General features: G+C 60.6%; 12 protein-coding genes and 1 pseudogene. 3 read left to right on the top strand and 10 right to left on the bottom strand.

Translation table 11 applies throughout. The features are described from left to right. Positions 1-115: 115 nt before the first annotated feature. Both ldtB and QLG03_RS07110 read right to left on the bottom strand, forming a co-directional pair. On the bottom strand, positions 116-1,030 hold the full coding sequence (ldtB, locus tag QLG03_RS07115) for a L,D-transpeptidase (protein WP_032428696.1): 915 nt from the start codon (positions 1,028-1,030) through the stop codon (positions 116-118). Positions 1,031-1,207: 177 nt separating this feature from the next. Further along, positions 1,208-2,123, bottom strand: a pseudogene (locus QLG03_RS07110) (tyrosine-protein phosphatase). A 48-nt stretch (positions 2,124-2,171) separates the two neighbouring features. On the opposite strand from QLG03_RS07110, the gene QLG03_RS07105 reads away from it, so the two are divergent. Beyond that, the gene (locus QLG03_RS07105; RefSeq protein ID WP_023288955.1) at positions 2,172-3,764 is read left to right on the top strand and encodes an ABC-F family ATPase; all 1,593 of its coding nucleotides are present in this window, start codon (positions 2,172-2,174) and stop codon (positions 3,762-3,764) included. A gap of 375 nt (positions 3,765-4,139) precedes the next feature. Here the strand turns inward: QLG03_RS07105 and QLG03_RS07100 are convergent, their stop codons facing one another. Both QLG03_RS07100 and QLG03_RS07095 read right to left on the bottom strand, forming a co-directional pair. After that, positions 4,140-6,503 carry a glycoside hydrolase family 31 protein gene (locus tag QLG03_RS07100; protein WP_255988162.1) on the bottom strand — a complete coding sequence of 788 codons (2,364 nt, stop codon included), beginning with the start codon at positions 6,501-6,503 and terminating at the stop codon, positions 4,140-4,142. Positions 6,504-6,518: 15 nt separating this feature from the next. Next, positions 6,519-7,820 carry an MFS transporter gene (locus tag QLG03_RS07095; RefSeq protein ID WP_255988160.1) on the bottom strand — a complete coding sequence of 434 codons (1,302 nt, stop codon included), beginning with the start codon at positions 7,818-7,820 and terminating at the stop codon, positions 6,519-6,521. Positions 7,821-8,120: 300 nt separating this feature from the next. Between QLG03_RS07095 and QLG03_RS07090 the strand changes: the two genes are divergently transcribed. Then, positions 8,121-9,194 (top strand): LacI family DNA-binding transcriptional regulator, encoded by a 1,074-nt coding sequence (locus tag QLG03_RS07090; RefSeq protein ID WP_255988159.1) that lies wholly within the window; start codon positions 8,121-8,123, stop codon positions 9,192-9,194. Here the strand turns inward: QLG03_RS07090 and QLG03_RS07085 are convergent. The 6 genes from QLG03_RS07085 to moeA all read right to left on the bottom strand — a co-directional run bounded on the left by QLG03_RS07085 (position 9,191) and on the right by moeA (position 17,076). After that, positions 9,191-10,456: a DUF1479 domain-containing protein gene (locus tag QLG03_RS07085; protein ID WP_017900150.1), complete on the bottom strand. Its 1,266-nt coding sequence runs from the start codon at positions 10,454-10,456 to the stop codon at positions 9,191-9,193. The genes QLG03_RS07090 and QLG03_RS07085 overlap by 4 nt on opposite strands. A gap of 140 nt (positions 10,457-10,596) precedes the next feature. Then, entirely contained in the window at positions 10,597-11,412 is an 816-nt protein-coding gene (locus tag QLG03_RS07080; protein ID WP_023288961.1) for a Cof-type HAD-IIB family hydrolase, read from the bottom strand. 179 nt (positions 11,413-11,591) lie between these two features. Then, the gene (locus QLG03_RS07075; RefSeq protein ID WP_048334507.1) at positions 11,592-14,024 is read right to left on the bottom strand and encodes a formate C-acetyltransferase/glycerol dehydratase family glycyl radical enzyme; all 2,433 of its coding nucleotides are present in this window, start codon (positions 14,022-14,024) and stop codon (positions 11,592-11,594) included. A 5-nt stretch (positions 14,025-14,029) separates the two neighbouring features. Further along, positions 14,030-14,929 carry a glycyl-radical enzyme activating protein gene (locus tag QLG03_RS07070; RefSeq protein ID WP_023288963.1) on the bottom strand — a complete coding sequence of 300 codons (900 nt, stop codon included), beginning with the start codon at positions 14,927-14,929 and terminating at the stop codon, positions 14,030-14,032. A gap of 156 nt (positions 14,930-15,085) precedes the next feature. Beyond that, on the bottom strand, positions 15,086-15,841 hold the full coding sequence (gene moeB, locus QLG03_RS07065; protein WP_023288964.1) for a molybdopterin-synthase adenylyltransferase MoeB: 756 nt from the start codon (positions 15,839-15,841) through the stop codon (positions 15,086-15,088). Continuing rightward, positions 15,841-17,076: a molybdopterin molybdotransferase MoeA gene (gene moeA, locus QLG03_RS07060; RefSeq protein WP_044521861.1), complete on the bottom strand. Its 1,236-nt coding sequence runs from the start codon at positions 17,074-17,076 to the stop codon at positions 15,841-15,843. The genes moeB and moeA overlap by 1 nt, the downstream gene beginning before the upstream one ends. Before the next feature lie 235 nt (positions 17,077-17,311). Between moeA and iaaA the strand changes: the two genes are divergently transcribed. Then, entirely contained in the window at positions 17,312-18,253 is a 942-nt protein-coding gene (gene iaaA, locus QLG03_RS07055; RefSeq protein WP_023288966.1) for a beta-aspartyl-peptidase, read from the top strand. Positions 18,254-18,256 lie beyond the last annotated feature (3 nt).

Below are 18,256 nucleotides of genomic sequence, written 5' to 3'. Positions count from 1 at the left end.
GGGCCAGGGTGTTGTCAGGTTCAGTCGCCAGGCAAGGCGTCAGCCGCCGCCCGGCACAACACCGATAAAAAAAACGGCGGGCATCAGGCCCGCCGTTTTTCTTGTCATGCAGAACTTAGTTCAGACGCACCGGCATACCGGAGCGGTTCTGGATAGCCTGCTCGACCACGTTCTGATCGACATCAGACTGGCTGGTGATCGCCTGTACCGGCTGAGTCAGGGTGATCGGCACGATCTCGCCGCCCTGGAACTGCGCTTCGGTGGTCGACAGCGGGTTGTGAACCTCGATGTAACGGCTGCCGTCCGGCTCGGTGGTGGCTTTTACCGGCTCATCGATAAACTGCACGCGGGTGCCGACCGGCACGTTCTCAAACAGGAATTTGATGTCATCGTTGCGCAGACGTACGCAGCCATGGCTCACGCGCAGGCCGATGCCGAAGTTAGCGTTGGTACCGTGGATGGCGTACAGACGGCCGATATATAGCGCGTACAGGCCCATCGGGTTATCCGGACCGGCCGGTACGACGGCTGGCAGCGGGTTGCCGGCGGCAGCGTATTCCGCATGCATCTTGGCGGTCGGCGTCCAGGTTGGGCCAGCCTTCTTACGTTCGACTTTGGTGGTCCAGTTGATTGGCGTGTCTTTGCCTAACTGGCCGATACCGATCGGCAGAACAATCACGGTGTTAGTGCCTTTCGGGTAGTAGTACAGACGCATTTCGGCGCTGTTGATGATGATCCCTTCATGGACGGTATCCGGCAGGATCAGCTGCTGAGGGATGTTCAGGACGCTACCGCCCTTCGGCAGATAGGTATCCACCCCCGGGTTGGCTTCCAGCATGTTGGAAAGCCCCATCTGATATTTCGCCGCGAAGTATTCCAGCGGCTGCTTGTTATCATCCGGAATGGTGATGACCTGGTTCTGACCAACCAAACGGCTGCCATCGGTTGGCAAAGGATAGGTGACAGCAGACGCTGTATTGCAAAAGCCTACGATGGCGAAGGCTGCCGCTAAGAGTGTAGATAATTTCATAGTTTTTAATGTCGTGTGCGAAATCAACGCCACACAGGCCTTTGTTAATGATTGAGACAGTAGATGGGAGCGCATTATATGTGCATTCCGCTGAACAGGTAAATCAGATGTGTACGAAATCACATTTTTTTCCCTGTCGCCTCGGCTGCCGCGCCCTGGCGTTCGGGGCGACGAGGGTTAGTCTTCCAGCAGCCGGGCCTGCAGCGCCGCGCGGACCGGGGCGGTCAGCTGGTACTCTTCCGCCAGCCAGGCGTCGACATTGCCATAGCGCTGCTGAATAGCCGACAGCGCGGCGGCGAGATAGGACTCTTTCACCGTCAGGATGTCCGCCAGGCTCTGGCGCCCCTGGGCCGTCAGGTCGTTGCCGAGCATCTCCAGCATCCAGGCCTCCACCTGCGTCAGCATGCCATGGGTAAGGAGATACTCCTCCATCACCGTCTCGCTGTCGCATCCGACGGCGAACAGGGTTAACGCGCAGCCGACGCCGGTGCGATCTTTACCGACCGCGCAGTGTTGCAGCAAGGCGCCGTCGAAAGGGGTCGTCAGCCATGCGGCGAGCTGGCGATAGGCCGGATTGTTAAACGGCAGCTGGCGATAGAGTTGCAGCATAAACTGCTCGCCGTTCAGCGCATTAAGGGTGGCGGCATTCAGCTCGGTGACCTTCGCGTTGACCTCGCCGATCGGCGGATTGGCCGGCGCGTTGAGATAGTGGGTGAGCGGGCTCAGTTTGTCCGGCGTGCGCTGTACTTCACCGGGGTCGCGGTAGTCGAGCACCCGGCTGAGCGGCAGGGTATCCAGGTGGTCGAGATCCTCTGCCGTTAGCCGGTTTAGCGCACCGGAGCGTAGCAGCTTGCCGCTGCGTACCCGGCGTCCGTCGGCGGCGCGCTGGCCGCCCAGGTCGCGAAAATTAATGCCGCCCTGCAGGGATAAAAAGGCCGGATGTCGCGGTTGGCTGGTGGTCATGGGACTCCTCATCATCACGTACAGAATAACGGTTTGCGCGCAGGTCTCTGGCGCATCTGACAAAGACCTTAGCACAAGCGCCGCGGCGGAATTTACCGCAGACCGTGAAAAGTGCGTCATTTACTGGCATAATGTCTGCTGTATCACACCCCTCATACTCTTTTTTCAGGATATCCCCGTGCTAGTATCCAGCAACGTTACCATGCAGTTTGGCAGTAAGCCGCTGTTCGAAAATATCTCCGTTAAATTTGGCGGCGGCAACCGTTATGGTCTGATCGGCGCCAACGGCAGCGGTAAATCGACCTTTATGAAGATCCTCGGCGGCGATCTCGAACCGACGCTGGGCAACGTTTCTCTCGACCCGAACGAGCGCATCGGTAAGCTGCGTCAGGATCAGTTCGCCTTTGAAGCGTTCACCGTGCTGGATACGGTCATCATGGGCCACGGCGAGCTGTGGGAAGTGAAGCAGGAGCGCGACCGCATCTACTCGCTCGCCGAGATGAGCGAAGAAGATGGCTATAAAGTGGCCGACCTGGAAGTGAAATATGGCGAAATGGATGGCTACTCTGCTGAAGCGCGCGCGGGCGAACTGCTGCTGGGCGTGGGCATTCCGGTTGAACAGCATTACGGCCCGATGAGCGAAGTCGCCCCAGGCTGGAAGCTGCGCGTCCTGCTGGCGCAGGCGCTGTTCTCTAACCCGGACATTCTGCTGCTCGATGAACCGACCAACAACCTGGACATCGACACCATTCGCTGGCTGGAGCAGACGCTGAACGACCGCGACAGCACCATGATTATCATCTCGCACGACCGTCACTTCCTGAACATGGTTTGCACCCACATGGCGGATCTGGACTACGGCGAGCTGCGCGTCTATCCGGGCAACTACGATGAATACATGACGGCGGCCACCCAGGCGCGTGAACGTCTGCTGGCGGACAACGCCAAGAAAAAAGCGCAGATTGCCGACCTGCAGTCCTTCGTTAGCCGCTTCAGCGCCAACGCCTCTAAATCGCGTCAGGCCACCTCGCGCGCGCGTCAGATTGACAAAATCAAGCTGGAAGAGGTTAAAGCCTCCAGCCGTCAGAACCCGTTTATCCGCTTCGAGCAGGACAAGAAACTGTTCCGTAACGCGCTGGAAGTGGAAGCCCTCACCAAAGGCTTTGAAGACGGTCCGCTGTTCAAAAACGTCAACCTGCTGCTGGAAGTGGGCGAGAAGATTGCCATTCTGGGCGCCAACGGCGTGGGTAAATCCACGATGCTGAAAACCCTGGTGGGTGAACTGCAGCCGGACAACGGCACCGTGAAATGGTCTGAAAACGCGCAACTCGGCTACTACGCGCAGGATCATGAGTACGAGTTCGAAAACGACCTGACGGTCTTCGAGTGGATGAGCCAGTGGAAACAGGAAGGCGACGACGAGCAGGCGGTGCGCAGTATCCTTGGTCGACTGCTGTTTAGCCAGGATGACATCAAGAAGCCGGCGAAAGTATTGTCCGGTGGTGAGAAGGGCCGCATGCTGTTTGGTAAGCTGATGATGCAGAAGCCAAACATCCTGATAATGGATGAACCGACCAACCACCTGGATATGGAATCCATCGAATCGCTGAACATGGCGCTGGAGATGTATCAGGGCACCCTGATCTTCGTCTCCCACGACCGTGAGTTCGTCAGCTCGCTGGCCACCCGCGTGCTGGAGATTACCCCGGAACGGGTGATCGACTTCAGCGGCAACTACGAAGATTACCTGCGCAGCAAAGGTATCGAGTAATCCCGCTTCGTTACCCGGGGTGCGGCTACGCCTTACCCGGGCTACGCCTGGCATGTGATCTGTAGGCCCGCGCAAGCGTAGCGCCGCCGGGCAATAACCGCGTGTAAAGAGCCACTTTCGCGCCGGATGGCGGCTGCGCCTTATCCGGCCTACGGTCCGTGCCATTGTGAGCTTAAGAGCTCTGTCTTGTACCCATGGTTACTGAAACTGTCCGTTACCCGGGCTACCAAACCGCACAGTGCTGTAGCCCCGGTAAGCGGTAGCGCCACCGGGGATTTTGAGGCCACCAGTTTGTAGCCCGGATTAGCGTAGCGCCATCCGGGAACATTATTAAATCCAGGCCGGGCGAGGCGTAAGCCGCCGCCCGGCATATGCTCAGAGCCTCCACTCCGTTCCTTCGACGCCATTCACCAGCAGTTTGCGTTTTTCTCCCGCCGGTAATGACAGCTTCAGCGCTTTCCACGCCGGGCGATAATTGCCGCGGGCGTTGACCTTCAGGTTGATGGTGCTGCTGTCGCACGCCATTTCCCACTCCAGCCACAGCGCATCGCCCTGTTTATAGCCCCAGCTTTCGCCGTCATCCTCAAACAGCAGACCCGAAGAGGTTCCGACGCCTTTCAGCGGGAACAGCTGCAGTTCGCGGCGATCGTCCTGTTGCGCAGCAACATGGCGGATGCGCTCGCTGAGCGGCAGTCCGGCCCCGGCGCGTACCAGCAGCGGCAGCGTTTCCAGCGGCGCGTCGAGGGTGACCCACTGGCCGCCGGCGAACCACTGGTGGCTGTAGAAATCGTACCATCCGGCCTGATTATCCGGCAGCCACACCTCACGCTGGCGGGCGTCAGGCTCGACCACGCTGGCCACCAGCAGATCGCGGCCCAGCAGGAAGTCATCGCATTCGGCGAAGGTCTGCGCGTCGTGCTGATGATCGAGGAAGGTCGGGCGCAGCATCGGCTCGTCGTCAGCATGCGCCTGCCACAGCAGGGTGTACAGATAGGGCAGCAGGCGGTAGCGCAGCTCAATAGCGGAACGAATGGCCGGGGTGACGGCCGGATACATCCAGGCTTCGTTGACCGTCTGGTCGTCATTCCACGAATGAATAGTAAAGCGCGGGTGCATCACGCCGTTTTGTACCCAGCGCACGAACAGCTCCGGCTCAGGTTTATCGCCGGAGAAACCGCCGACGTCGTGGCCGACGTTAAACAGCCCGGAAAGGCTCATGCCCAGCCCCATGCGGATGTTATAGCGCAGCGTATCCCAGTTGGTGCGGTTATCGCCGCTCCAGGTCTGGACGTAGCGCTGCATCCCGGCGCAGCCGGAGCGGGAGATGAGATACGGGCGCTTTTGCGGCGCAAAGCGCTGCTGGGCCTCCATCGAGGCGCGCATCATCAGCAGCGGCATCACCGGGCGAATATGCTTGATGGCGATTTCGCGGCCAAAGCCGTAGCAGCGCGCTTCGCCGTCCCACACCTCATACTCGTTATTATCGTTCCAGGTCGAATCAATGCCCATCTCCAGCAGCTGGCTGGTGACCCCTTCCTGCCACCAGGCCACGGTTTGCGGATTGGTAAAGTCGAGATGCGATCCTTCATCGTCCCAGAAGCTGGAACGCTCCGGAGCATCGGTTTGCGAATCGCGCACGAAGAGACCGCGCTCCGCCACCTCGCCATAGCGCGGATGGTCCTGCAGCAGGCAGGGTTTGATATTGGCGGCCAGCTTCAACCCGGCGTCGTGGAACGACTGACTCATTACTTTCGGCTGCGGCACCTTGTCGTGGTTCCAGTTAAAGACGTAGCGCTTGCCGTTAATCGAGGTATAGCCGGAAGAGAGCTGGAACGAATCGCACGGAATAGCGTGCTCATCGCACAGGCGGATGAAGTTCATCAGCTGATTTTGCGCATCCGGCGCGTCGGTATAGTGCATGGTCGAGCCGCTGTAGCCGAGGCTCCATTTGGGCCCGAACAGGGTTTTACCGGTCAGACGGACGAAGGCTTTGGTCACATCCAGCACCTGTTTACCGGTGAACAGGTAGTAATCGATATCGCCGGCTTCCGCCTGCCAGCGGCGATAGGCGGTATGATAGTTGTCGATTTCGTTACCCAAATCCAGCCAGCAGCTGCTCAGGTTGTCGTAAAACAGGCCATAGCTAACGTCGCTGCGTTGCGTGATGGTGAACGGAATATGTTTATACAGCGGGTCGGTGCTGGCGGCGTTGTAGCCCATGGCATCAAGGTTGCGCATTTCATAACGCTTACCGGTGCGCTGCAGGTCGCCGGCCTTTTCGCCCAGGCCATAGAAACGCTCGTCTTTGCGGCGGCTCAGATAGTGGGCGACGCCGTCGCCGTGGGCATTGGCCAGATAGGCGCTGGTGGGGCGGTCGTTGGCAAGCTGCTGCCATTCCCCGGCATCGTCGCGATAGCTCCACTCCAGCCACAGCGGCTGATGGACGGTGACGCGCAGCTGGCGGGTGGCGATGGTCAGCGTATCGCCCTCCTGGGTCAGCTGCCAGGCCGGGAGACTAAAACCGCTGAGGTCATCCCGGGCGCGGCCTTCCCACGGTACATCCTGCTGCGGAGCGATGCTCCAGGTGCGATCCAGCGCCAGCTGGCCCTGGCGTTTCAGCAGCACGCGGAATAGATTCTCTTCCAGTACGTACAGGCACAGGGTGTGCTGGCCATCGACCGTCAGTTCAACGTGATGCTCCAGCTGTTGATGCAAACTCCAGTGTTTCAACGTCTTCATATCTTACATCCACTCTCAGGCGCGCTTTGCGCCACTTTCAGCAATAAATGCCACCAGGAAAACGGCGCCAATCAGGTCAAAGAAACCCATGGCGATGAACAGCGGGTTGAAGCCAATTTTGTCGGCGGTCACCCCGATTAATAACGAGAACAGGAAGCTGGCGATCCACGCCGCGGATCCGCGCATACCGTTCACCGTCGCCATTTGTCCCTTGTCGAACGACTCCACCACCAGCGCGCTGAGCATGCAGGAGATGATCTGATGCCCGAAGCCGCCAATGGAGATCAGGACGATGGTGATATAGGGATCGCGGGTGATAGCGACGAGGGCCAGGGAGATCATCAAAAACGCGCCGGTCACCGAGCTGGCGATCACCGAGTTGACTCGCGTACAGCCGAACCAGCGAACGTACAGGCGGGTGAGGTAGCCGCTGACCACGCTGCCGAGGTCGGCGGCGAGGAACGGTAGCCAGGCGAACATGGCAATCTGCTTGAGATCCATGCCGTGCTCTTTGGCCAGGTACAGCGGTACCCAGAAGCTCAGCACCGCCCAGGCGGGCTCGGCCATAAACGCGGGAATGGCGATCCCGTAGAAACGTTTATTCTTCGAGACGGTTTTGAGTGCGGTAAAGAAGGGCTGTTTCACCGGCGGCGCTTCGTTATCCTGCTTGATGTACTCGAGCTCGCTTTTGCTGAGGTTGGGGTGCTTTTCCGGGTTCTGATAGAAGGCCCACCACAGCACCACCCACAGCAGGGCCAGCGCGCCGGTAAACATAAACGCCCCCTGCCAGCCGAAGGAGGCATGGGCGAAGTAGATGATCGGCGGGGCGAGCATGGCGCCGATGGAGAACCCGACGCCAGCCCAGCCGGCGGCGATTGGCCGTTCAGACTTCGGGAACCACTCGCCGATGGTCTTGGCGTTGGCCGGGGTGGCGGCCGCCTCGGCCCCGCCCATAAAGAAGCGCAATATAGCCAGGTGCAGCCAGCTGCCGGCCCCGGCGTGGGCGATGCAGGCCAGCGCCCACAGGGTGGCGCAGATCATAAACCCGAGCTTCAGGCCGATGACGTCGATAAGCCAGCCACAGAGCGGTTGGAAAATCGTGTAAGCCAACTGAAACGCGCCGACGATCCAGGAATATTGTTCGGTGGTGATACCGAGCGTCGCTTTCAGTTCCGGGGCGATAATCCCCAGCGAGTTGCGTGTGATGTAGTTGACGGTGACGCCAAGTAAAAACAGGACCAGCATCCACCAGCGCAGGTTTTTTACCACCCGGCGCGTTTTGCTGACCGCGATATCATTGTTGAGGCCTTGACTCATAGCACACTCCACATGACGTTAGTAGGGGGAAAGTGACGTTCTCAATCCGTGAGCGGTCACGTAGTGTTGTTAACTATTTGAATAGTCTATTTTTTTATCTCAACACCATTGGTATAACTAGTATGGGAGATGTTGGACCAATTCAGGCTAAGGGAGAAAAAACGTCGGGCAAAGCGCTATTTATGCAAGTTTTTTCATGAAATGACCGGGATCTCAAATTTTGCGCTGTCATTTGCTTACAGGGAGCGCTTTGGCGATTATGAAAATTCTTTCATTTTCCAATCGGAGCTGGATCACAAAATGGATAAAAAGCTGCGCGTCGTCGAAATCGCCGCCCGCACCGGGCTGTCGGCCAGTACCGTTTCGCGCGTCCTGGCCGGGAAGGCGAATACCAGCGACAAGGCGCGCCGGGCGGTGCTGGAGTGCGCCCGCGAGCTGGGGGTCATGCAGGGACTGGCCGCCGGACGTCTGTTGCTCAATAATCTACTGGTGTTTGCCCCACAGCGCGCCTTCGATGAGCGGTCGGATATCTTCTACTACCGGGTGATCCAGAGCATCAATAACGCGCTGGCGGCGCATGAAGTGCGCCTGCGCTATTGCGCGCTGGACGAGAACGACAGCGACGCCAATCTGTTTCTTGCCCGCATGAATGAAGCGGAGACCCAGGCCGCGGTGCTGCTGGGGATCGACGATCCGCATATTCATGGCCTGGCGGCGGACCTGGGCAAACCCTGCGTATTGATCAACTGTCGGGATGAAGGGATGCGGCTGCCGTCCATTGCCCCCGATCATCGTCTGATTGGCCTGTGCGCCGCCCGCTATCTGTTTGATATGGGGCATCGCGTGGTGATGAACGTCATGTGCCTGCGCCGCTATACCATGGAGCTGCGGCTGGGGGGGATCCAGGAGGCGTGGCGCGCGCGCAATTTGCGCTTTACCGCCAGCCGGGATCTCATCAGCGTCGCCAACTTTAGCGCCAGAGAGACCGAAGAGCAGGTGGGGGCCTGGCTTGATGGCTTACAGGGCAGGCCGTTGCCCACCGCTTTCCTGGTGGGCGGCGATTTTATGGCCGCCGGCACGGTCAGCGCATTGCAAAAGCGCGGCCTGCGGGTGCCGCAGGATGTCTCGGTGATGAGCATCGACGGGTTTAATCTGGCGGCGATCCAGGAGGTGCCGCTGACCGCGGTGCATGTGCCGCGGGATGAGCTGGGCAGCGAGGCGGTGCACCTCCTGCAGCAGCGCCTGCTGCGCCCGGAGGCGCCGCACGGTTCGCTGCTGCTGCACGGCACGCTGGTGGTGCGCGATTCGGTACGGCGGATCCGGCCGGGCAAAGGCCATACCGCCGTGGAGCCGCAGGGGCTGTATGACGATTAAACCGGGATACCCAGCGCCCGTTTGCCGTGGATGTTCAGATCCTCCAGGGTGAAGCGCCCCTGCCAGCTGGCCTCATAGTCCTCGCGCGGGAAATCACCCGGCGAGGCCCCTTTTTCCAGAGCGATTTTCACTTTCTGCGCGTAGGCGAGGTTCTTCTCGCACATCGGCGCCGCCGGAATGTACATCACATTGCCCCAGCCCTGCTGATTTTCCACCGGCGCCACCGAGTGAATGACGTCGCAGTGCCACCAGACGGAATCGCCAGCGTTCAGCGCCGGGATCGAACTGAGGGCTTTGATCAGCAGCGGGTGCCACTGCTCAGAGATCGGCAGCACTCTGCCCGGCGCGACGCCGCACAGCTCATCCTCCGGCACATCGTCAAGCAGCGGGCGCAGCAGCACATAGGCCATCGCCTCGGGGATCGGCACCACGTGCAGCAGTCCCTGACCCGGGATCATATCCGACAGCGCGGTCCAGCCCTGGAAAGTGCGGAACACCGAGCACTTGGTGGTGTTGTCGACAGTGTACTCTTCCACTTCAGTACGGTGCGCGGCGTCCCACGGATCGTAAGCGTCGACATGACCGTTAAAGACGTTGGCGAAGACCTGCTGGTAGGCGGGGAGTAGCCAGCGCTCCAGCGCACCGGAATCGGTATGCGCGCCCAGCCCTTTCGAGGTGGTTCCCGGCGGACGGCGGCGAATGCGGTCGGGGTAAATGACGCTGACGTCCGGATCGAACCAGCGCTTGCCGTCCTGCTCAAAGCGCCACAGGCGGTTAAGGAAGGACTGCGCCGCCGCCATTTCATCGCTCTGGCGGGCCTGCATTTGCGAGGGCGACCAGTAGATGGGATAGATTTCCGGCCGCGAAGCCTCAAGCGTACCGAAGAAGCTGTCGCCTGGCCCTTTGTAGACCTCGTCGAAATGGTTCAGATCCAGATATTCCAGCATCGCGGTATCCCAGGCCAGCGCCTGTTCGCGCGGAAAGTGGCCTTTGATCACCGCGCAGCCCCGGCGCTTAATGGCCGCGCGCTGGGCATCGCTCACGGTTCCCTCGGCGATATCGCGGAACGGAATGGTTGGCCAGACCTCCTGGCCTGCGGCTTTCAGCGTCTCAATCTCCTGCAGGCGCTCGCTGATGCGCGCTGAGAGCTTATCGAACACCGCCTGGACGTCGCCGATTTGCGCCCGCAGCGCCTGCTTCATCTGGCGAATCGCCGCTTTGTGGTCGGCGGGGAGTGTTTCGTGGGTCGGGAGAGCAGCCATAATAACCTCGCTGTATCTTTCATTCGAAAGTATTAAATCTTACAAACGTTAATTTAAGTTAAAATGGAGTTAATGCAAGTTTAAAATCTTGCTGCAGCGCACAAAATGGACAAGCCGGGGCGCGCAGCCCCGGAGAGCGGTCAGGCGTTGAAGGGAGCGCGGTTATCGAGGACGGCCTGAATGACGTTCAGCGCGCCGTCATGATTATTATCGTCGGTCGCGTATCCGGCGATAGCTTTGATGCTGTCGGCGGCGTTACCCATGGCGAAAGCGTATTTCACCAGCTTCAGCATTTCGGCGTCGTTGCCGCTGTCGCCGATGGCCACGCACTGCTGCGGCGACAGGTTCCAGCGCTTGAGCAGGCGGCTGATGCCGTTGGCTTTATGCAGACCGGGAATAATCAAATCGACAAAGCCAAAGCCGCTGGTGACCGGCTTCATAATGCCGTCGAGCGAGACGTGCAGTTTATCGATCAGCTGCGGGATCTCGCTGTCCGGCAGGTTCAGAGAAAATTTGAACAGCGTATCGTCGATGGCGTGATAGTCGCTTACCCGCTGCAGACGGTGGTAGTGCTTTGACATCAGGTCGACGAAGGCGTCCGGGGCGTTATCGCTCACGTAGGCGCTGTGCAGGCCGCAGGCGACGAAGTTCAGCTGCGGATCTTTGAGTAATTCGCCAATCACCACCTGCGATTCGTGGCGGGTCAGTTCGCCGTGGAACAGCTGCTTACCATGCTCAAAGACCAGCGCGCCGTTTTCGGCGACGAACGAGATCTGCTCGCGGATCTCCGGAAAGAAGGAGATCAGCTGATAGTACTGGTTGCCGCTGGCGACAACGAATTCAATGCCACGCTGCTGCAGCTGGGCGAATTGCGCCAGAAACCGTGAGCGGTCGTAGGTTTTGGCGTCATTGAGAAAAGTTCCGTCCATATCGGTGACGATAACTTTAACGGTCATAAGGGGATGCTCCTGGCTTAACTTCGACCAGTAACATTCTAATTACAATGTGATGGGGAGCACAAATTTATTTCGAATGAAAGTTCACGCATTCAGAAAATGCCGGGAGGCGGCATTGCCTTTCCCGGCCAGCAGGACAGGGGAGGCCCGCTAAGCGTCGCGCCAGCGGGCCTGAAGGGCTACAGCGTATGCTCGGTACGGGCGATGATATCGTCCTGGGTATCCGGCGACAGAGCGGTAAAGAACGCCGAGTACCCGGCGACGCGCACCACCAAATCGCGGTACTGATCAGGATGTTTCTTCGCCTCCAGCAGCGTGTCGCGCGAGACAATGTTGTACTGGATATGCCAGCCTTTATGCACCTCGAAGAAGGTGCGCAGCAGCACCATCAGCTTCTGCTTGTCGGACGCGTTTTCCAGGGTGGACGGATTCAGCTTCTGGTTTAGCAGCACGCCGCCGAGGATCGCCCCGGTGGGCAGTTTACCCACCGAACTGATGACCGCCGTCGGCCCCAGATGGTCGGTTCCGGAGGCCGGGCTGGCCCCTTCCGCCAGCGGGGTGTGCGCTTTACGGCCATCCGGCGTCGCCATGGTCTGCGCGCCGAACGGAACGTTGGCGGAGATAGAGGACGTGCCGGCGTAATAGTTGCCGCCGATCGGGCCGCGGCCATAGCGCGGGTTGTGATACTGCTTCAGCTCGTCGATATAGGTCTGGTAGGCCCGCGCCAGCAACGCATCCACGCTGTCATCATCGTTACCGTACTTCGGCGCGCCGTTGATCAACCGCTGGCGCAGCTGCTCGTGGGTCAGGCCGTCAAAATCTTCCGCCAGCGCCTTCGCCAGTTCCTGCTGGCCGATAACGCCCTGATCGAAGACCAGCTTTTTCACCGCCGCCAGGCTGTTGCCGAGGTTGGCGATGCCCACCTGCAGGCCGGACACCCAGTCATACTTTGCGCCGCCCTGCTTAATGCTTTTCGCCCGTTCGATGCAGTCGTCCACCAGCGCCGAACAGAGAATATCGTGGACGTTCTCTTCCAGCATAGTATCGACCACATACTCAATCTCAATCGACTTACGGGTGTAGTAGCGGATCTGGCGGTCCCAGTCGGCCAGCACCTCGTCGAAGTTAGCGAAGTTGCCTTTCGACAGGGCGTGCTCCTGTGGCAGGAACACCTGGCCGCTGGTGGCATCGCGGCCGCCTTCCAGCGTCGCCAGCATCACCCGCGCGAAGTTGATAAAGCTCATGCCGGTGCAGCGATAACCCCACTTGCCGCCGACCGCGGTTTCGATGCAGCCGATGGCCGCATAATCGTAGGCATCCTGCGGCTCGATTCCCAGCTTGATAAATTCCGGGATCACGATCTCGTCGTTATTAAACGCCGGCATGCCGAAGCCGCAGCGGATCACCTGGACGCAGGCGTCGAGGAAGTCGTTGCTCATTCCGGCGTGGTAGCGCACGCTGAGGTTCGGCTGGGTCGAGCGCAGACGACCGCAGGATTCCAGAATGGCGTACGACAGCGGGTTGACCGCGTCCTGCGGCTGGCCGTCCACCAGGTTCTGGCCGCCGATGGTGACGTTCTGGTACAGCGGGCTGCCGGCCGAGGCCTTGGAGTGCGAGCCAGAGCGGATCTTGTTGACCTCCAGCAGCTTCAGCCAGCAGCTGTGCAGCAGCTCAATGGCCTGTTCGCGATCCAACGATTGCTGCAGCTCAACGTCGCGGCGGTAGTACGGATAGAGGTACTGGTCCATGCGGCCAAAGGAGACCGAGTGGCCATTGGATTCAATCTGCAGGATCAGCTGAATGAAGTAGCACAGCTGCAGCGCCTGCCAGAAGGTCTTCGGCGGCTCATGGGCGATGATGTCGCAGTTTTCGGCAATCGCCAGCAGCTCATCGCGGCGTGCGTCACGGGATTCTGCCGTCGCCATCTCGCGCGCCAGCGCGGCAAAGCGTTTGCTGTGGTCGCTGACCGCCGCCAGCACAATATCAATCGCTTTCAGGAACTGTTCGCCGTGCAGGTCTTCCAGCACCGTCAGGTTGATGCGCGACCGGCGTTCGGCGACTTTCGCGCGCATGCCGTCCAGTCCTTTCTCCAGCAGCAGCGGGTAGTTGACCGCCAGGTGGGCGTCGCCGGAGGTCATGTTGCCCTCGGCCTTAATAATGCCGGTGGCGAGGAGCGCTTTCTGCTCATCGGTAAACATGCCGTAGCAGCGGTCCTGCACGGTCTGGCCGCGCCACCACGGGCACACTTCGTGCAGTACGCGCTTGTTCTCTTCGCTGACCGCGAAGCCGGCGCCGGGGCGGTCGGCGAGATCGTCGATCTCTTTCTCGATCCAGCTGACGGTGTATTCCGGGAAGATCGGCGCGGCGCGCACTTCGCTGGCCTGGTTGCCGACGATCAGCTCATCGTGCTTGATCCAGATGGTGCGCTCGGCCAGGTGGTGAGCCAGGGCCAGGGCGCGGCGCACCGGGATCGGCTTATCAAGATGCTGCTGATACATCTCGGTATAGTGGCGGGCGCGTTCGGTACAGACCGGCGGCTTGACGATATGCACCAGCGCCATTTTATGGGCCTGGATACGGGCGCTGAGGGTGTTGAGTTTCAGGGTAGTCATAGGGGTTATCCTCGTAAGATCGCCGTTAGCCCCTTGCTCCGCGCATAATCCTGCGCAAAGGCGAGCAGCTCAGGAGCATCCAGCGGTTTATCCGGTGCGGTGTAGGGCTGACTGAGTAACTGGTATTTATTCATTCCCAGCGTGTGGTAGGGCAGGAAATGGATTTCGCTGACCCGCAGGCGGTCGGCGGCAAAATCAGTGATGGCGGTAATGTCGGCTTCGCTGGCGTTGAATCCCTGGATTAACGGCACGCGAATAATGATGTTTTTCCCCGCCTGCGCCAGGCGCTGCAGGTTGTCCAGCACCCGGCGGGCGCTGCCGTCGGTCCACTGCCGGAAAACGGCCTCGTCGACGTGCTTCAGGTCGGCGAGAAACAGGTCGATGAAGGGTAAAGCCGGCTCAATGTATTTCCACGGTACGTGCAGGCAGGTTTCCACCGCGGTATGGATACCCGCCTGATGGCTGGCCTCCAACAGCGCCTGCGCCAGGGTCGGGTTCATAAAGGGTTCGCCGCCGGAAAGGGTGATGCCGCCGCCGCTGCGATCGTAAAAGGGTTTATCGCGCAGCACCGTCGCCATGATCTCCTCGACGCTCTTCTCCTCGCCGCACACCGTGAGCGCGGTGGTGGGGCAGCAGTCGCGCAGCGCGGCGATATGGCTGTCGTTAACGTGTTGCCGGTGAATGATCAGACCCTCGAGGGTGCGGGTGATAACCGCCGGCGCCGCCTGCTGGCACAGCTCGCAGCCAGCCAGGCACAGGCGCGGGTCATACAGCAGGTCTTCGCTGCGGGCGCGGCTCTCCGGGTTCTGGCACCAGCGGCAGCCCAGCGAGCAGCCTTTCAGGAAGACGACGGTGCGGATCCCTGGGCCGTCATGGGTGGAATAGCGCTGGATATTGAAGATCATGGCTTACCCTCTTGTTTGCGTATGAATATAAAAACACTTTCGAATGAAAGTTATATTGACGCAAATCAACAAGCGGGATGGCGATAATCGCCAGGGGATAGAACAACGGCAGAGGTCACAACTTCACCGGCGACGACCCTCGCCGGCGGCTGAACGTTAGCGCGTACCGCATACCTCGCACTGCGGGTGGCGCATCAGCTTCATTTCACGAAACTGGCAGGTCATGGCGTCGTACATCACGATTTTCCCGCTGGCGGGCGTGCCGTAGCCGGTCAACAGCTTAATGGCCTCCATCGCCTGCAGGGAACCGATAGTGCCCACCAGCGGGGCCATCACGCCGGCTTCGACGCAGGTGAGGGCGTTTTCGCCAAACAGGCGGCTCAGGCAGCGGTAGCAGGGTTCGCCCTCCTGATACGTGAAGACGCTGATCTGCCCCTCCATACGGATCGCCGCCCCGGAAACCAGCGGGGTTTGGTGGCGGAAGCAGCCGGCGTTGAGCTGGTTACGAATGGCGACGTTGTCGGTGCAGTCGAGCACCAGATCGTGCCCGGCAATCTGCCCCGCCAGCGCCGCTTCGTCCAGTAAGGCATTGAGCGGCACCAGATGAACGTGCGGATTAATGCGCGCCAGCGCCTCGCGGGCGGAGTCCACCTTCGGCTGGCCGATGGCGGCGTCGCTGTGCAGCGTCTGGCGCTGCAGATTAGAGAGCGAGACGGTGTCGAAATCGAGCAGGGTGAGCTGTCCCACCCCGGCGGCGGCCAGATACTGCGCGGCGGCGCAGCCAAGTCCGCCGAGGCCGACCACCAGCACGCGAGCGGCCTTTAGCCGCTCCTGGCCGTCAAAATCAAAACCGCGCAAAACAATCTGCCGGTTATAGCGCAGCATCTCTTCATCGCTCAGCTCCACGGCCATTACAGCCCCCCAAACAGATGGCTGAACGGTTCGACGTCGACCCATTCGCCCGCTTCAACGTGGCCGCGCTCGCGCTCCAGCACGATAAAGCAGTTGCCGAGGCTGAAAGAGCTGAAAATGTGCGAGCCCTGATGACCGGTGGTGGTCACCACCAGCTCGCCGTCCGGGTTGCGCTGCAGAATACCGCGCTGAAAATCGAGGCGGCCCGGGGACTTTTTCAGCCGCGCGGCGGCCCGCACCCGCAGGCGGGTCGCCTGAAGCGGACCGTGCTTACCGGAGAGCTTCGCCAGCAGCGGCTGTACCAGCTGACAGAAGGTGACGGTGGCGGAAACCGGGTTGCCCGGCAGGCCGCAGAACCAGCTGCTGCTGAGCTTGCCGAAGGCGAAGGGTTTGCCCGGCTTGATCGCCAGCTTCCAGAAGCCGATCTCCCCCAGCTCTTCAAGAATGGTTTTGGTGTAGTCGGCTTCGCCCACCGAGACGCCACCGGAGCTGATGACCACGTCGGCCTGCTGGTCGGCGGCGATAAAGGCCTCACGCAGTTGCGTCGGATCGTCAGGAATAATGCCGAGGTTAATGACCTCGCAGCCCAGCTGTTCGAGCATCAGATGCACCGCCAGGCGGTTGGTATCGTAAATCTGGCCGTCGCCAAGCGGTTGACCCGGCAGCTGCAGCTCATCGCCGGTCGAGAAGACCGCGACGCGAACCTTGCGCACCACCTCGACGTCGGCAATGCCCAGCGAGGCCAGCACCGGCAGCTCGGCTACCGTCAGCGGCGTTCCCGCCGGGAAGACCACCGCGCCGTGGGCGATATCTTCCCCGCGGCGGCGAATATGCTGCCCGGCTTTCACCGGCGCGGCAAAGCGCACGCCGGCGTCGGTCTGTTCGGTCTCTTCCTGCATGACCACCGCGTCGCAGCCCGCAGGCACCGGCGCGCCGGTCATGATGCGGATACAGGTGCCGGTGGGCCAGGCGTCGTGAAACGGTTGGCCGGCAAAGGCCTTCCCGGCGACCGGCAGGGCCGCGCCGTCGTTGAGGTCGCTCAACCGGACGGCATAGCCATCCATCGCCGCGTTATCAAAGCCGGGGACATCCAGCGGGGAGATAATGTCATGGGCGGTGACGCGCGCGAAGGCCTGCAACAGCGGTACAGTTTCCGTCGCGCTCAGCGGCGTAATACGATCGAGCATCTGGGTGAGGGCTGTGTCGAGCGGCATCAGTCCGGCGGTAAAATCCATGGGTCACTCCTGCGGGCAAAACGGCGAAAACGCCTATTATGGCAGAAAAGCGGCGCGGGCTGTATGCCACCTGGGTACGAGGCTTTACATCGACCGCCGCTCTTTCTATATTCAAAAATTGTATAAGGCATTCAGCAATATAATGATATCAATACCCTTATTCCTGACGTGACCGGCGCCGCGACGCGGTACGACAGGGCGGGGGCTATCCACTTCATCGTTAAGGACTGGCGAAATGGGCAAGGCGGTTATAGCAATTCACGGCGGCGCAGGGGCGATTTCTCGCGCGCAGATGACGCCGGAGCGGGAGCGGGAGTACGTGGCGGCGCTGTCGGCTATCGTCGAAAGCGGGCAGAAAATGTTGGCTGCGGGCGCCAGTGCGCTGGATGCCGTGACCGAGGCCGTCCGTCTGCTGGAGGAGTGTCCGCTGTTTAACGCCGGGATGGGCTCGGTATTTACCCACGATCAAACCCACGAGCTGGACGCCTGCGTGATGGACGGCTACAGCCTGCAGGCGGGGGCGGTGGCCGGGGTCAAACATCTACGTAATCCGGTGCTGGCGGCGCGTCTGGTGCTGGAGGAGAGCCCGCACGTGCTGCTGATCGGCGAGGGGGCGGAAAATTTCGCCTTCTCCCACGGAATGGCGCGCGTCGATAACGATCTCTTTTCCACCCCCGAGCGTCTGCTGCAGCTGCAGGAGGCGAAAGCGGGCGGGGAGATCATCCTTGACCATCACGCCGCTCCGCTCGACGAACGGCAGAAAATGGGCACCGTCGGGGCGGTGGCGCTCGATCTGGCCGGCAATCTGGCGGCGGCGACCTCCACCGGCGGCATGACCAACAAACTGCCCGGACGCGTCGGCGACAGCCCGCTGCCGGGCGCGGGGTGCTACGCCAACAACGCCAGCGTGGCGGTCTCCTGCACCGGCACCGGCGAAGTCTTTATGCGTACCCTGGCGGCCTACGATATCGCCGCCCTGATGGAGTACGGTCAGCTCAGTCTCTATTCCGCCTGCGAGCGGGTGGTGATGGAGAAGCTGCCGGCCCTCGGCGGCAGCGGCGGGCTGATTGCCGTCGATCGCGAAGGCAACGTCGTTTTACCGTTTAACAGCGAAGGCATGTACCGCGCCTGGTGCTATGCCGGCGATACGCCGACCATTGGCATTTATCGCGAATAGAAC

This window comes from Klebsiella sp. V115_8 (assembly GCF_029967715.1).
GTDB lineage: Bacteria > Pseudomonadota > Gammaproteobacteria > Enterobacterales > Enterobacteriaceae > Klebsiella > Klebsiella quasipneumoniae.
Note: the sequence above shows the minus strand (reverse complement) of the source record. Positions and strands in the feature narration are given on the sequence as shown.

Bases quoted from the DNA above. Each gene is read 5' to 3' on its own strand.
- ldtB (WP_032428696.1), bottom strand. From the start codon at position 1,030: ATGAAATTATCTACACTCTTAGCGGCAGCCTTCGCCATCGTAGGCTTT.
- QLG03_RS07100 (WP_255988162.1), bottom strand. From the start codon at position 6,503: ATGAAGACGTTGAAACACTGGAGTTTGCATCAACAGCTGGAGCATCAC.
- QLG03_RS07095 (WP_255988160.1), bottom strand. From the start codon at position 7,820: ATGAGTCAAGGCCTCAACAATGATATCGCGGTCAGCAAAACGCGCCGG.
- QLG03_RS07090 (WP_255988159.1), top strand. From the start codon at position 8,121: ATGGATAAAAAGCTGCGCGTCGTCGAAATCGCCGCCCGCACCGGGCTG.
- QLG03_RS07085 (WP_017900150.1), bottom strand. From the start codon at position 10,456: ATGGCTGCTCTCCCGACCCACGAAACACTCCCCGCCGACCACAAAGCG.
- QLG03_RS07080 (WP_023288961.1), bottom strand. From the start codon at position 11,412: ATGACCGTTAAAGTTATCGTCACCGATATGGACGGAACTTTTCTCAAT.
- QLG03_RS07075 (WP_048334507.1), bottom strand. From the start codon at position 14,024: ATGACTACCCTGAAACTCAACACCCTCAGCGCCCGTATCCAGGCCCAT.
- QLG03_RS07070 (WP_023288963.1), bottom strand. From the start codon at position 14,929: ATGATCTTCAATATCCAGCGCTATTCCACCCATGACGGCCCAGGGATC.
- moeB (WP_023288964.1), bottom strand. From the start codon at position 15,841: ATGGCCGTGGAGCTGAGCGATGAAGAGATGCTGCGCTATAACCGGCAG.
- moeA (WP_044521861.1), bottom strand. From the start codon at position 17,076: ATGGATTTTACCGCCGGACTGATGCCGCTCGACACAGCCCTCACCCAG.
- iaaA (WP_023288966.1), top strand. From the start codon at position 17,312: ATGGGCAAGGCGGTTATAGCAATTCACGGCGGCGCAGGGGCGATTTCT.